Annotated in this window: 16 protein-coding genes; 7 read left to right on the top strand and 9 right to left on the bottom strand. The window is 61.1% G+C overall.

The genetic code is table 11. The annotated features are described in order from the left end of the window. Positions 1 to 26: 26 nt before the first annotated feature. The 3 genes from hemH to PMI16_RS15310 form a co-directional block, all read right to left on the bottom strand. Positions 27 to 1,133 carry a ferrochelatase gene (gene hemH, locus PMI16_RS15300; protein ID WP_007881062.1) on the bottom strand — a complete coding sequence of 369 codons (1,107 nt, stop codon included), beginning with the start codon at positions 1,131 to 1,133 and terminating at the stop codon, positions 27 to 29. Between the two features lie 43 nt (positions 1,134 to 1,176). Continuing rightward, on the bottom strand, positions 1,177 to 2,823 hold the full coding sequence (gene recN, locus PMI16_RS15305) for a DNA repair protein RecN (protein ID WP_007881063.1): 1,647 nt from the start codon (positions 2,821 to 2,823) through the stop codon (positions 1,177 to 1,179). Between the two features lie 78 nt (positions 2,824 to 2,901). Further along, complete coding sequence (locus PMI16_RS15310) at positions 2,902 to 3,819, bottom strand: NAD kinase (protein WP_007881064.1); 918 nt, start codon at positions 3,817 to 3,819, stop codon at positions 2,902 to 2,904. A gap of 44 nt (positions 3,820 to 3,863) precedes the next feature. On the opposite strand from PMI16_RS15310, the gene PMI16_RS15315 reads away from it, so the two are divergent. Together PMI16_RS15315 and hrcA are read left to right on the top strand one after the other, a co-directional pair. Next, positions 3,864 to 4,553 carry an HAD family hydrolase gene (locus PMI16_RS15315; protein WP_007881065.1) on the top strand — a complete coding sequence of 230 codons (690 nt, stop codon included), beginning with the start codon at positions 3,864 to 3,866 and terminating at the stop codon, positions 4,551 to 4,553. Between the two features lie 69 nt (positions 4,554 to 4,622). Next, positions 4,623 to 5,654 (top strand): heat-inducible transcriptional repressor HrcA, encoded by a 1,032-nt coding sequence (hrcA, locus tag PMI16_RS15320; RefSeq protein ID WP_007881066.1) that lies wholly within the window; start codon positions 4,623 to 4,625, stop codon positions 5,652 to 5,654. 128 nt (positions 5,655 to 5,782) lie between these two features. On the opposite strand, the gene fur is transcribed toward hrcA, so the two are convergent. Continuing rightward, positions 5,783 to 6,208 carry a ferric iron uptake transcriptional regulator gene (gene fur / locus PMI16_RS15325; RefSeq protein WP_007881067.1) on the bottom strand — a complete coding sequence of 142 codons (426 nt, stop codon included), beginning with the start codon at positions 6,206 to 6,208 and terminating at the stop codon, positions 5,783 to 5,785. Between the two features lie 80 nt (positions 6,209 to 6,288). On the opposite strand from fur, the gene PMI16_RS15330 reads away from it, so the two are divergent. The 5 genes from PMI16_RS15330 to PMI16_RS15350 all read left to right on the top strand — a co-directional run bounded on the left by PMI16_RS15330 (position 6,289) and on the right by PMI16_RS15350 (position 9,241). Beyond that, on the top strand, positions 6,289 to 6,795 hold the full coding sequence (locus PMI16_RS15330) for an outer membrane protein assembly factor BamE (RefSeq protein ID WP_007881068.1): 507 nt from the start codon (positions 6,289 to 6,291) through the stop codon (positions 6,793 to 6,795). Positions 6,796 to 6,805: 10 nt separating this feature from the next. Further along, positions 6,806 to 7,612, top strand: coding sequence for a 4-hydroxy-tetrahydrodipicolinate reductase (dapB, locus tag PMI16_RS15335; protein WP_007881080.1), 807 nt, complete (start codon positions 6,806 to 6,808; stop codon positions 7,610 to 7,612). A 164-nt stretch (positions 7,613 to 7,776) separates the two neighbouring features. Further along, positions 7,777 to 8,472: a MotA/TolQ/ExbB proton channel family protein gene (locus PMI16_RS15340; protein ID WP_007881082.1), complete on the top strand. Its 696-nt coding sequence runs from the start codon at positions 7,777 to 7,779 to the stop codon at positions 8,470 to 8,472. Beyond that, positions 8,469 to 8,912 carry an ExbD/TolR family protein gene (locus PMI16_RS15345; protein WP_007881083.1) on the top strand — a complete coding sequence of 148 codons (444 nt, stop codon included), beginning with the start codon at positions 8,469 to 8,471 and terminating at the stop codon, positions 8,910 to 8,912. The genes PMI16_RS15340 and PMI16_RS15345 overlap by 4 nt, the downstream gene beginning before the upstream one ends. A gap of 2 nt (positions 8,913 to 8,914) precedes the next feature. Continuing rightward, the gene (locus PMI16_RS15350; protein WP_007881084.1) at positions 8,915 to 9,241 is read left to right on the top strand and encodes a barstar family protein; all 327 of its coding nucleotides are present in this window, start codon (positions 8,915 to 8,917) and stop codon (positions 9,239 to 9,241) included. Between the two features lie 24 nt (positions 9,242 to 9,265). Here PMI16_RS15350 and PMI16_RS15355 read toward each other — a convergent pair whose 3' ends face one another. Genes PMI16_RS15355 through PMI16_RS15375 form a run of 5 tightly spaced genes read right to left on the bottom strand, consistent with a single transcriptional unit; the run spans position 9,266 to position 13,875 of the window. Then, positions 9,266 to 10,084, bottom strand: a complete 819-nt coding sequence (locus PMI16_RS15355; RefSeq protein ID WP_007881085.1) for a phosphodiesterase — start codon at positions 10,082 to 10,084, stop codon at positions 9,266 to 9,268. Then, complete coding sequence (locus PMI16_RS15360) at positions 10,081 to 11,205, bottom strand: ABC transporter ATP-binding protein (RefSeq protein ID WP_007881086.1); 1,125 nt, start codon at positions 11,203 to 11,205, stop codon at positions 10,081 to 10,083. The genes PMI16_RS15355 and PMI16_RS15360 overlap by 4 nt, the downstream gene beginning before the upstream one ends. After that, positions 11,202 to 12,005 carry an ABC transporter permease gene (locus PMI16_RS15365; protein WP_007881088.1) on the bottom strand — a complete coding sequence of 268 codons (804 nt, stop codon included), beginning with the start codon at positions 12,003 to 12,005 and terminating at the stop codon, positions 11,202 to 11,204. Before PMI16_RS15365 ends, PMI16_RS15360 begins: the two co-directional genes overlap by 4 nt. Before the next feature lie 11 nt (positions 12,006 to 12,016). Beyond that, a complete protein-coding gene (locus PMI16_RS15370; RefSeq protein WP_007881089.1) occupies positions 12,017 to 12,865 on the bottom strand; it encodes an ABC transporter permease in 849 nt (282 codons plus the stop codon). A 2-nt stretch (positions 12,866 to 12,867) separates the two neighbouring features. Then, positions 12,868 to 13,875 (bottom strand): ABC transporter substrate-binding protein, encoded by a 1,008-nt coding sequence (locus PMI16_RS15375; RefSeq protein ID WP_007881090.1) that lies wholly within the window; start codon positions 13,873 to 13,875, stop codon positions 12,868 to 12,870. Positions 13,876 to 13,883: the final 8 nt, after the last annotated feature.

Raw genomic sequence — 13,883 nt, forward strand, 5'->3', positions numbered from 1 at the left:
CTGACGCTCGCTTACATCCATTTGGCCTATTGAGTCGCGCCCAGGCGACGAGCTTGTGCGACCGAAATTTCCGCCTGCTTCTTTTCTTCTTCACGCAGTGCGGCGCCGGCCATAGTCGGCCAGCCCACCATATGCAACTCGGCAATTTCCATCATGCCCTGCACCCAGGCCGCATCGCCGTTCAGGCATGGGATGAAACGAAACTCCTTGCCGCCGGCATGCAGGAACTCGGCCTTGGCTTCCATCGCAATTTCTTCCAGGGTTTCCAGGCAATCGCTGGTAAAACCGGGACACATCACGTCCACGCGCTGCACGCCCTGACGCGCCAGTTCCTGCAGCGTCGGCGCGGTATACGGTTGCAACCACTCGGCCTTGCCGAAACGCGACTGGAAGGTCACCACGTAGTCGGACTCGCTCAAACCCAGCGCCAACGCCAACAGGCGTGCCGTCTTGTGACATTCGCAATGGTAGGGATCGCCGAGCAGCAAGGTGCGCTTGGGCACGCCGTGAAAACTCATCACCAGCTTGTCCGGCTGGCCGTTGGCATCCCAATGCGCCAGCACCGACGCCTTGAGTGCCTGGATATAAGTGTCGTGATCGTGATAATGCTTGATCAGGCGCAGCTCGGGAACATTACGCACTTTGGAAAAATGGGTGAACACGGCATCGAAAATCGATGCCGTTGTCGTGCCGGAATATTGCGGATACGCCGGCAGAATCAGGATGCGGTCGCAGCCCTGCGCCTTGAGGCGGTCCAGCACGTCGGGCAAGGCCGGTTGTCCGTAACGCATCGCGTACGTCACCTGCACCCGATGGCCGCGTTCCTGCATGCGCGCGCGCAGCAGCGTCGCCTGGCGCTCGGTATTGACCTTGAGCGGAGAACCTTCGGCGGACCAGATCGACGCATATTTTTCCGCCGATTTGCTGGAGCGAAACGGCAGGATGATGCCGTTCAGGATGAACCACCATACCGCCTTCGGAATTTCCACCACGCGCGGGTCCGACAGGAATTGTCTTAAATAGCGCCGCACCGCGCGCGTCGTCGGCGCATCGGGCGTACCGAGATTGACCAGCACGATGGCGGTGCCGGCCGGCGTGCCGTGCGTATAAGAAGGCTCTTTGCGAAATGACATGGAAATCCGTGACGAGTCTGGCGATGGCTGGAAGAATGGAATGTCAGAGCGCGAGCAATTCGCGCGCGTGTTTGCGCGTGGTCGCGGTGATTTCCAGGCCGCCCAGCATGCGGGCGATTTCTTCCACGCGCGACTTGGCATCCAGCGGCTCGATCTGCGACACAGTCTTGCCGCCGTCGTTGCGCTTGCTGACCTGGAAATGCTGGTTGCCCTGGCTGGCGACCTGCGGCAAATGCGTCACGCACAGCACCTGCCTATCCTGCCCGAGGCGCTTGAGCAGACGACCGACCACTTCGGCCACGCCGCCGCCGATGCCGCTGTCGACTTCGTCGAAAATCAAGGTCGGCGTCGCCGTCGAGCTCGATGCGATCACGGAAATCGCCAGCGCAATGCGCGCCAGCTCGCCTCCGGACGCCACTTTCGCAAGCGGACGCGGCGCCACGCCGGCATGACCGGCAACCAGAAACTCGACCTGCTCCAGGCCGTAGGCCGCCGGCTCGCACGCTTCCAATGCGATCGAAAAACGTCCGCCTGACATGCTCAGGTCTTGCATCGCCGCTGTCACCGCTTCGCTCAGGGCTTTGGCTGCTTTGGCGCGGCCTTTGGACAATTTCTGTGCAGCGCCGGTGTAAGCCGCCTTGAGCTTTTCTTCCTGCGCGCGCAAGGCGTCAAGGTCGCTGGCATCCGCCAGTTGCTTCAATTCTTCGGCCAGCTTGGCATGCTCCTGCGGCAGCTCGTCGGGCGTGACGCGGAATTTGCGGGCAGTCGAATGGATGGCTTCAAGACGCCCTTCCACTTGCTGCAGGCGCGCCGGGTCCAGCTCCACGCGGCCGAGATAATCGTTGAGCGCGTAGACCGCTTCCTGCAGTTGGATCTGCGCCGGTTCCAGCGCATCCATGACCGGCTTGAGGGCGGCGTCGACGTCGGTCAGCTTGCCGAGTTTTTGTGTCAGCGACGAGAGCTGCGACAGGATCGGCGACTCCGATTCGGAAATCGCGCTCAGCGCTTCCTGCGCGCCGTCGATCAGACTCGCGGCATGCGACAGGCGACTGTGTTCGTTGCTGATGTCAGCCCATTCTCCCGGCTTGACGGCCAGCTTTTCCAGCTCGCCGACTTGCCATTCGAGACGCTCGCGTTCGAGCAGGACGCTCTTGGCGTTCACTTCATATTCTTCACGCTGCTTTGCCAAAGCGCGCCAGGTCTTATAGGCAGCGGCGACGGCTTTCGCTTCGTCGAGCAGGCCGGCCTGGTTGTCCAGCAACTGACGCTGGGCGTCGGCCTTGAGCAAGGACTGGTGCGCATGCTGACCGTGAATATCGACCAGCAGTTCACCCAGTTCGCGCAACTGCGTCGCGGTGGCCGCGATGCCGTTGATGAAGGCCTTGGAACGCCCGGCGTTGTCGATCACGCGACGCAGCAGCACGGCGCCGTCTTCGTCGGCGAATTCATGCGCATCAAGCCAGGCGGCAACATCTTCGCTCACGCTGAAGTCGGCCGTGATATCCGCCTTGGCCGCACCTTCGCGCACCACGCTGGCGTCGCCGCGACCGCCAAGGGCCAGCGCCAGCGCATCGATCAGGATCGACTTGCCCGCGCCGGTTTCGCCGGTGAAGACGGAAAATCCGGGTGCGAACTCAAGTTCGATGGCATCGACGATAACGAAATCACGAATCGACAGGGTACGCAGCATGGGGTTTTGAGAATTGATGTTTTGGAAATATTGCTTGCCGCGTCCGCGCGGACGAGCCACGGACGCAGAGATTGGTCGTTATTGTAAACGGCCTTCTACCGAGGGGTATTCGTTCCAGTGCAATTTTTGCCGCAAGGTGTCGTAGTAGCTCCAGCCTTCCGGATGCAGGAAGGTGATCTTGTGCGCCGAGCGCTTGATGACGATCAGATCGCCATGCGTCAGGCTGGTCAGCGACTGCATGTCGAAATTGGCGCTGATGTCGCGGCCGTTGACGACGCGGATCGATATCTCGCAAGAATCGGGAATCACAATCGGACGATTCGACAAGGCATGCGGCGCAATCGGCACCAGCACGATGCCATGCAAGCTCGGATGCAGAATCGGGCCGCCGGCCGACAAGGCGTAGGCGGTCGAGCCGGTCGGCGTGGCCACGATCAAACCGTCGGAACGCTGGTTGTACATGAAGCGGCCATCGACCTCGACGGTCAGTTCGACCATGCCGGAAGAGGCGCCGCGCGCCACCACCACGTCATTGAACGCCAGTGCGTTGAAAATCTGTTCGCCATCGCGAAAGACCGTAGCCTCCAGCAGCGAGCGCGTCTCGGCATCCACTTTCCCATCCAGCATGTCGGCCAATACCGGTATCATGCGGTCCAGGGAAATATCCGTCATGAAACCCAGCCGGCCCTGGTTGATGCCGATCAGCGGCACGTTGAAGGGTGCAAGCTGGCGCGCGATGCCGAGCATGGTGCCGTCGCCGCCGACCACGATGGCGGCATCGGCGAACTGGCCGATCTGCTCCGGCGACATGGCGTCGTAGCCTTCCAGCGCGACGTTTTGCGCGGTCTCGGCTTCAAACACGATCGTATGACCGTGCGCTTCCAGAAACGCCGCGATATCGGACAAGGACTGAGCGATGCCGGCGGCATGAAACTTGCCGACGATCGCGATGGTTTTGGGCGTTGCCGCCTGCACGGGTAATTTGATGGGCCACATGCTGCGGATTAAAGCATAATTTAGACAATTCTGAATCGATTTTCATGAACAAAACAAACATACGGGCCGTCCTGTTCGACCTCGACGATACCCTGTGGGCCATCGAGCCGGTACTGCATCTCGCCGAAAGCCAGCTGTACGACTGGCTACGCCGGCACGCGCCGGGCGTGACCGAACGCGAGACGATAGAAAGCCTGCGCGCGCGCCGCCAGTTGCTGGCGAAAAGCGACCCGCGATACAAGATCAACCTGTGGGCGCTGCGCCATGCAGCGCTGACCGCCGTCTTGGCCGAGCACGGCGAAGATCCGGCGCTGGCCGATCCGGCCATGGCAATCTTCACCACCGGCCGCAATGCAGTCACGCCGTTCGATGACGTCGTCCCGGGGTTGCGGCAACTGAAACCGCGCGTGAAGCTCGGTACGGTATCGAACGGTTTTGCCGACCTCGGCCGCATCGGGCTGGCGGAGCATTTCGAAATTTCCATTGCCGCGCACCAATTCGGCACGGCCAAACCCGATCCGACCATCTTCCACGCGGCCTGCACGGCGCTCGGCGTGGCCCCGGAACACACCGTCTACGTCGGCGACGACCTCACGCTGGACGTGCTGGGCGCCCAGCAAGCCGGCTTGCGCGCCGTCTGGATGAACCGCTTCAAACGCGAGCTGCCCGAGCATGTGCGTCCCGATGCGGTCTGCGCCGACCTGGCCGAACTGGCAATCTGGCTGGCGGCATGACATCCATCAATGAGATATATAAATGAGAAGACGCTGGCAGGCCTGCCGCCGGGTCGTTAGAATGAAGACATGCAACTAGACAATCGCGCTCAAACCCTGCTCAAGGCACTGGTCGAACGGTATATCGCCGACGGCCAGCCGGTCGGCTCGCGCGCGCTCTCCAAGATTTCCGGACTCGAACTGTCGCCGGCGACCATCCGCAACGTCATGGCCGACCTGGAAGACATGGGCTTCGTCGCCAGCCCGCACACCTCCGCCGGGCGGATTCCTACGCCGCGCGGCTATCGCGTGTTCGTCGATACCTTGCTGACCATCGAGTCGATCGACGCCATCGACGAGGCCACGCTGGAAACCAAACTGCAATCGCGCTCGCAGCTCAACTCGCCGCAAAAGATCATTTCCAACGCAGCGCAGGTGCTGTCGTCGCTGTCGCAATTCGCCGGCGTGGTCATGACGCCCAAGCGCGAGTCGATCTTCAAGCAGATCGAGTTCCTGCGCCTGTCCGAAAAACGCATCCTGCTGGTCATCGTCGGGCCCGGCGGCGACGTGCAAAACCGCCTGCTGCTGACCGACGTCGACTACACGCCGTCGCAACTGGTGCAGGCGGCCAATTACATCAATCAACACTACGGCGGCCTCGGCTTCGATGAAGTGCGACTGCGCCTGCAAAGCGAACTGCGCCAGCTGCGCGACGACATGACCAGCCTGATGCAGGCCGCGGTCGAAGCCGGCAGCGACGCCATGGCGGACGAGTCCGACAACGTGGTGATTTCCGGCGAACGCAATCTGCTCAGCGTCTCCGACCTGTCATCGAACATGACCTCGCTGCGCAAGCTGTTCGACATGTTCGAACAAAAGACCAGCCTGATGCAATTGCTGGACGTATCGAGTAAGGCCACCGGCGTGCAGATCTTCATCGGCGGCGAATCGCAACTGGTGCCGATGGACGACATGAGCATCGTCACCGCGCCGTACGAAGTCAACGGCAAGATCGTCGGCACGCTGGGCGTGATCGGTCCGACGCGCATGGCTTATGAACGCGTGATTCCCATCGTCGACATCACCGCCAAATTGCTGTCGAGCGCATTGAGCAACACCTGAGGCGGCAAGCAAGGGGAATGTTGCAAACGCCTTACCCAACTTTACGCGTGCAGGACAGACAATAAAAAAGCCATCCGGCATTGCTGCCGGATGGCTTTTTTACAAGTAAATCTGAACTCTCGCTGAACTTACTTCTTGGTTTTCTGGCAATCCCGGCAATGTCCGTACAGCGCCAGCGCATGGTCGGCGATCTCGAAACCGTGCTCCTGGGCAATCTTGACCTGGCGCTTTTCGATTTCGGCGTCGAAGAATTCTTCGACCTTGCCGCAATCCAGGCAGACCAGATGGTCATGGTGCGAGCCTTCGTTCAGTTCGAACACGGCCTTGCCGGTTTCGAAGTGATTGCGCTGCAACAGGCCCGCCTGCTCGAACTGGGTCAGCACGCGATAGACCGTCGCCAGTCCTACGTCGAGGTTGTCGGCCAGCAGGATTTTGTAGACGTCTTCGGCACTGAGGTGACGCACCTCGGTGTTTTGGAAGATTTCCAGGATTTTCAGACGCGGCAGGGTGGCTTTGAGACCGCTGGCTTTCAGTTCGGATGGATTATTAGGCATGTTTCAGTAAAAATCGGGTTATCTGCTTTATCATATAGCGTTTTAGCACAATTGCTCAACCAATTGAAATCTTTATGCGAATGTTGCCTTCCTACCGTATTACCGCCCTCGCGTTGATCGCGCTGGGCGTCCTGTTGTCCGGCTGTGCATCCAAAAAACCGGCGGAAGGCGCGGCAGCCAATAATGCAAGCGGCTTGCAAGTGGTCAAGAACGCCAGCCTGTTCGGCTTCCTGAAACCTTACCGCATCGATATCCAGCAAGGCAATTTCGTGTCCAAGGAAATGGTCGCCCAGCTCAAGCCAGGCATGACGCGCGATCAGGTTCGTTTCGTGCTCGGCACGCCGCTGCTGACCGACGTGTTCCACTCGGATCGCTGGGATTATGAATTCCGCCTGGCCAAGGGCAACGGCGAAGTGTTGACCAGTCGCGTTTCGGTGTTTTTCAAGGAAAACCTGCTGGATCGCTACGAAGGCGGCAACGACCTGCCGACCGAGCAGGAATACCTGTCCCTGATCGCCGGTTCCAAGAAAGGCGCGATGCCTGAACTGTCCGACACGCCGATCGCCCCGACCATCACGAACAAGTAAAAGTAGCAATATGAGCGCACTGAAAATCGCCGTAGCCGGCGCGTCCGGCCGTATGGGCCGCATGCTGATCGAAGCGATCCAAAATGCCGACGACATGGTATTGGCCGGCGCACTGGACGTGCCGGGCTCGCCGAGCCTCGGTACCGATGCGGCAGCTTTCCTCGGCAAGCCTGCCGGCGTCGCCATCGAATCCGACCTGGCCAAAGGCCTTGCCAATGCCGATTTCCTGATCGACTTCACGCGTCCGGAAGGCACGCTGAAGCACGCCGAATACTGCGCCGCGCACGGCATCAAGATGATCATCGGCACCACCGGCCTGGAGCAGGAAGCCAGGGACGCCATTGCCGTCGCCGCGCAAAAGACCGCCATCATGCAATCGCCCAACATGAGCATCGGCGTCAACGTCACGCTCAAGCTGCTGGAAATGGCCGCCAAGAGTTTCACCCACGGCTACGATATTGAAATCATCGAAGCGCACCATCGCCACAAGGTCGATGCGCCGTCCGGCACCGCACTGAAGATGGGCGAAGTCATCGCCGACGCCATCGGCGTCAAGCTCGACGACGTTGCCGTCTACGCCCGCGAAGGCATCACCGGCGAACGCGATCCGTCGTCGATCGGCTTCTCCGCCATCCGCGGCGGCGACATCGTCGGCGACCATACCGTATTGTTTGCCGGCATCGGCGAGCGCATCGAAATCACCCACAAATCGTCCAGCCGCGTCACCTACGCCCACGGCAGCCTGCGCGCCGCGCGCTTCCTGGCAGACAAGTCGACCGGCTTGTACGACATGCAGGACGTGCTGGGACTGAAGTAAGTCATCCGATCCGGCGCGCTTGTTTGTATCGCGCGCCGGCTTGTATCTGCAGCGAATCTGATACGAATCTGATACGAATCTGCTGCGAATCTTTTCACGGATGACCGCTCCAACGGATTGCCATTCCTCTGCTCTTCCATTGCATTTAACCCAGAGAACACACCATGGAACAAACCGTTGGATTCGCCCATTACTGGGCACAGGGCGACGCCGTTTCACATGCCGTCGCATACGCCTTGCTGCTGATGTCCATCGCCAGCTGGTATTACATTCTTTCCAAAACCTGGAGTTCCTGGCGCATCCGCCGCAGCAGCAATGCGCTGGACGGTTTCTGGCGTGCGCCGACGCTGACCGACGCCATCGCCGTCATGCGCACCGTCGACTCCGAAGAAATTTACACGCCGCTGGCGCAACGCTCCTCCGAAGCCGCCAGCATCTCGTCCAAACAGCAAGGCGCGCCGTCGCTGAACGCCGCCACCGATCCCGGCGAACTGATCACGCGTACCCTGCGCCGCGAAATCAACCGCGTCTCGGCGCGCCTCGAACGCGGCCTGACGCTGCTGGCGTCGGTCGGCTCGACGGCGCCCTTCGTCGGCCTGTTCGGCACGGTCTGGGGCATCTATCACGCACTGGCGGCGGTATCGGCCAGCGGCACCGTGCAAATCGACAAGGTCGCCGGTCCGGTCGGCGAGGCGCTGATCATGACGGCGCTCGGCCTGGTGGTGGCGATTCCCGCCGTACTGGCCTACAACGCCTTCACCCGCATCAACCGCCTGACGCTGGCCGAACTCGACGGCTTCGCGCACGACCTGCACGCTTACCTGACGACCGGCGAGCGCGTCGGCGAGAGGCAATCATGAGCTTCGGCGGTTTCAACGACAATCAACACGCCGGCCCGATGGCCGAGATCAACGTCACGCCGATGGTCGACGTAATGCTGGTGCTGCTGGTGATTTTCATCATCTCGGCGCCGCTGTTTACCCACTCCCTGCAACTCGACCTGCCAACCGCCAAATCCGCACCCGCGCCGGAAAAGCCGCAGACCGTCAGCGTCGCCATCGACGCCGCCGGCAAACTGTACTGGCAAGACCAGCCCGTCACGCTGGCCGATCTGACCAAGCGCATGAGCGCTGCCGCCGCCAAACAGCCGCAGCCTGAAGTGCAGCTGCGCGCCGACAAAGCGACGCGTTATGAAGTGATTGCGGATGTGATGTCGGCGGCGCAAAGCAACGGCCTCAACAAACTCGGTTTTGTCACCGATCCCAAACCCGATGCGCCTGCCGGTGCGGAGAAAAAATAATCATGCCGACCGCCCGCCTGAACGGCGAACTCATCACCGATTGGGACAGCTTCCATACCGAATGCGAAAAGGTATTCGGCTTTCCCGATTTCTACGGCCGCAACATGAACGCCTGGGTCGATTGCCTCAGCTACCTGCGCGACGACGACGGCATGAGCAAGTTCGTGCTGAAAGAAAATGAAGTGCTGACGATCGAAGTCCAGCACAGCAACAAGCTGCGCGCCGCCGCGCCGGACATCGTGGAAGAATTGCAATTCTGCGTCGCCATGATCAACGAACGCTGCGAAGACTACGAAGAAACGGCAACGCTCAGACTGGCCTTGCTGTAGTCTTCACAGCAGATGACTGACGGCTCAGTCGATCAGATTGTCGCCGTCATAGAACGGATAAGGCCCGTCGAACTCGCCGACGTAAGCCGTATGACTGATCAGTCCGGCCTGCTCATTCCACAAATGCAATTGAAATCCCGGCGGCTCCATGACGAACTGCGACGCCGCCTGCGGATCCAGATCCAGCACCACCTGATGCGACACGCCCGGGCAGGTTGAGGCAATCGTGCCGCCGAAGCGCGTGTAAATCGGCCGATGCAAATGGCCGCACAAGATGCGTTCGACCTGAGGATGGCGCCGCACCACCTGCTCCAGCAACTGCGGATTCGCCAGCCCGATATCGTCCATGTGACCGATGCCGGTCTTGAACGGCGGATGGTGCATCACGATCACCGTCGGTCGCTGCGGCTGTTCGCTGAGGACGCGATCGAGCCAGACCATGCTGGCAGGCGCCAGCTCGCCGCCGCTGGCGCGCGGAATCACCGTGTCCAACGCGACGATGCGCAATGGATGATCGTCGATGACGTATTCAATGCGATCACCACCTTGTTGAAGATAGACATGCTCCGGAAATGCCGCGCGCAACGCCTGGCGCTCGTCGTGATTGCCGGGCAAGAGGTAGTAAGGCACGCTCAGCGGCGCCAGCAACGCGCGCAGCATCTCGTATTCTTCCGCCATGCCGAAATCGACCAGATCGCCGGTGAACACCACCGCGTCGGGACGCTGCCTTAGCCTGTTCACCTGTGCGATGCAGCGACGCAGGCTCTCAGCCGTGTCGACCACCTTGTAGGATTTCTTGCCCGCCGCCTTGATGTGCAGATCGGAAATTTGACAGAGGATCATGGACGCTCCTCTCCTTCCCATGGCTTGCCGGGCAGCTGCATGACCGCATGCTCAGGCACGCGCATGCCGATACGCTCGCCGGCATGCCAGACGCCGCGGCGACGCGTTTCCACGATGACCGGTAATTCGTCGCCGATGTCCACCAGCAAGCGCGTGCGGTCGCCCATGAAGAAGGTCGACACGACATCGCCGAAGATTTCCGCACCGACGGTTTCCAGCGGCACGATGTCGACGTCTTCGGGACGAAACATCGCCGTCATGGTCTGATTGTCCTTCACCGCCGCCATCGGCACGGCTCCGGCCGGGAATGACAGCTGCCCTGCCCGTCCCACGCCCGTCACACGATTCATCGTACCGATGAAGTCGGCGACAAAGGCATTGACCGGGCGATAGTAGATATCTTGCGGACTGCCGATCTGGGCGATCTTGCCGCGCTCCATCACCACCACGCGGTCGCCCAGCGCCATGGCTTCGCCCTGGTCGTGCGTCACGTAGATCGCCGTGATGCCGAGCTTGCGCAACAACTGATTGAGATCGGCGCGCAGGGTTTCGCGCAGCTTGGCGTCGAGCGCCGTCAGCGGCTCGTCCAGCAGCAAGACTTTCGGCTCCACCGCCAGCGCGCGCGCCAGGGCGACACGCTGTTTCTGGCCGCCCGACAATTGGTCGATGCGGCGATGGCTCAAGCCTTGCAGGTGCACCATGTCCAGCAGCGCCTCGATCTTCGCCAGTCGTGCGGCGGGCGCCATCTTGCGGATCTTGAGACCGTAGGCAATGTTTTCGCCGACGGTCATGTTGGGAAACAAGGCGTAGTTCTGGAACACCATGCCGACGCCGCGCTTTTCGATCGGCAGGTCGGTGACGTCGTCGTTGCCGAACATCACGCGGCCGCCGGCGTCGGGAAACTCCAGTCCGGCGATCAGGCGCAAGGTGGTCGTCTTGCCGCAGCCGGAAGGTCCAAGCAGGACCAGCGTCTCGCCGGGATGGATTTCCAGGTCGATCGGTTCCAGCGCAGATGCGCCGTTGCCGAAAGTTTTGGCGCACTTGACCAGCCGAATCGACAGTGGCTTGAGCGGCTTCAGCGGTAGGGACGAAGAGGATGGGGAACTCAAAGATTTACTCATAAGCGTACTCGTGCCCGTGTAGTCTGCGTCACCCATTGCATGGCGATCAGCAGCGGAACAATCATGAAAAGAAAAATCAGGGTGTAAGCCGAACCGACTTCCAGGCGCATCGAGGCGTAGCTGTCGGCCAGGCCCACCGGCAAGGTCATGGTCAGCGGCGTGTGCAGCATCCAGGTGATGTTGAACTCGCCGATGGACAAGGTCACCACCATCAGCGCGCCGGCCAGGATGCCGGACATCACGTTGGGGATCACCACGCCGAAGAAGCGCTGCGACATGTTGGCGCCAAGGCTGGCGGCGGCTTCTTCCAGGACGGCCAGTTGCGACGACTGCATCACCGCCAGCACCGGCCGCACCATGAACGGCAGCGTGAACAAGACATGTCCCACCAGGATGAACAGCAAGCTGCCGCGAAACGCTCGGTACTGGCCGTAAGCCATGATCAGCGCCAGCGCCGTCGCCAGGCCGGGGACGGCGACGGGCATCATCAGCAGTTCTTCGAACACGCGTGCCAGACGGCTGTTGCCGCCCTTGTAGCGCGCCAGCATGTAAGCCAGCGGCACGCCGGCGACCAGCGTCACTGCAAGGCAGGCCAGGGCGATGACGATGGAGCGCCAGATGGTCATCTGGTAGGTGTCCCACACCTGCAGCACCCAGCGCAGGGTGAAGCCGCTGGACAAGCCGACGAAGAAATTTTCCGTCACGCCGGCCAGCATCGACAGCACCACCGGCACGATCAGGAAGGCGCACACCAGCAAGGTGAACGCCAGTTGCAGATAAAAACGAAAGGATTGCTTCACAGTCTGTCTCCCTACGCCGTTGCCGGCACGGTGCTGCCGGACAGGGAACGCGCCAGCGCCAGGGCGACCCAGGTGATCACGCCGAGCACGATGGACAGCGCCGCCGACATCGCAAAATTGGCGTAGCTGGTGAATTCGTTATAGATCGCCATCGGCAAGACATCAATGTTGGTGGCCAGCGTGAAGGCAGTGCCGAAGGCGCCGACGCTGGTGGCGAAACAAATTGCACCCGACGAAATCAACGCTGGCGTCAGCGCCGGCACCATGACATCGAGGAAGACGCGCGCCGGACCGGCGCCGAGCGAACGGGCGGCCTCTTCCAGGGAAGGATCGAGTTTTTCCGCCGCGGCGATCACCGTCAGGATCACGCGCGGAATCGAAAAATACAGATAACCCACGAACAAACCCGCAAGCGAATAAGCAAACACCAGCGATTCGCCGAACAGCTTGTCGGTCAGCGCGCCGATCAGCCCCTGCCGTCCGGCCAGCATGATGACCATGAAGCCGACCACCACGCCCGGGAACGCCAGCGGAAACGTCAGCATCGCCAGCAGCAGCGACTTGCCGGGAAAGCGATTGCGCTGCAGGAACAGGCCGACGAAAGACGAAATCGCCAGCGTCGCCACGGTGACGACGCCCGACAACACCAGCGTCGACACCAGGCTCCACAGATAGTGGCGATTGGTCACGACGGCCAGATAGGCCATCGCACCGGTCGGACCGCTGGCGCCGACGCCGACCAGGCGCAGCATCGGCAACAGCCAGAACGCCGCGAACAGCGTCATGCCCGGCACCGCAAACAGCCAGACTTTGCTGCCCGGGCGTTTGCGGTTGGACTTGTTAGTCACATGCACCGACATAATTACTTCACTTCGGCCAGGTAACGTTCGCTGAACTGACGCTGCACTTCAGCCATCTTGCCGTAGTCGACCGATTTGGCGCGGGCGTAGTCGGCGGCAGGCAGGAAGCGTGCTTCGGCTTCTTTCGAAATGGCCGAGGCGCGCACCGGCCGCAGATAGGCGTTGGCCCAGATTGCCTGGCCTTCGTTGGACAGCAGGAAGTCCAGCACCTTCTTGGCATTGGCCTGGTTCGGACCGTTCTTCACGAGGCTGACAACGTAGGGCACGGTGACGCTGCCTTCAGCCGGAATCACGAACGCGACGTTGGCCTTGTCCTTGTACTTGGCGCGGTAAGCGTCGAAGTCGTAGCCGAACAGGATAGGGATTTCACCCGAAATCAGGCGCGCATAGGAAGTCTGCTTCGGCACGATCGGTTGATTTTTTTGCAGCGACTTGAAGAAGTTGATGCCGGGCGTGAAGTTGTCCAGCGTGCCGCCCAAAGCCTGGTTCACCGCCACCGCGCCGACATAGCCGACGAAGGCGCTGGCCGGGTCGAGGTAGCCGATCAGCCCCTTGTATTCAGGCTTGAGCAGGTCCGCCCACGAGCGCGGCACCGGCTTGCCCTTCAATGCATCGACGTTGACCATCAGGCCCATGGTGCCCGAATGGATCGTGGTCCAGTAACCTTCCGGATCCTTCAGACCGGCAGGCACGTCGTTCCAGCCGGCCGGCTTGTACGGAGTGATGATGTCGTTCTTTTTGGCTTCGATGCCGAAGGTCACGCCGACGTAGGTGAAGTCGGCAACCGGGCTGGCCTTCTCGGCCATGATCTGGGCCAGCGCCTGGCCGCTGTTCTTGTTGTCGGGCGGCACGGTGATGCCGGTCTTTTCCTTGATGGTCTTGATCTGGGTGGCCCAGTCAGCCCATTCCGGCGGGCAGTTGTAGCAGATGACGTTTTGCGCCGCGACGCCGAACGAGGCCGCGAGCGCCGCACTGGCTGCCAGCGCCTGGAGGATTCTGGATAAACGCATAGTGATTC

This window comes from Herbaspirillum sp. CF444, assembly GCF_000282135.1.
GTDB lineage: Bacteria > Pseudomonadota > Gammaproteobacteria > Burkholderiales > Burkholderiaceae_D > Herbaspirillum.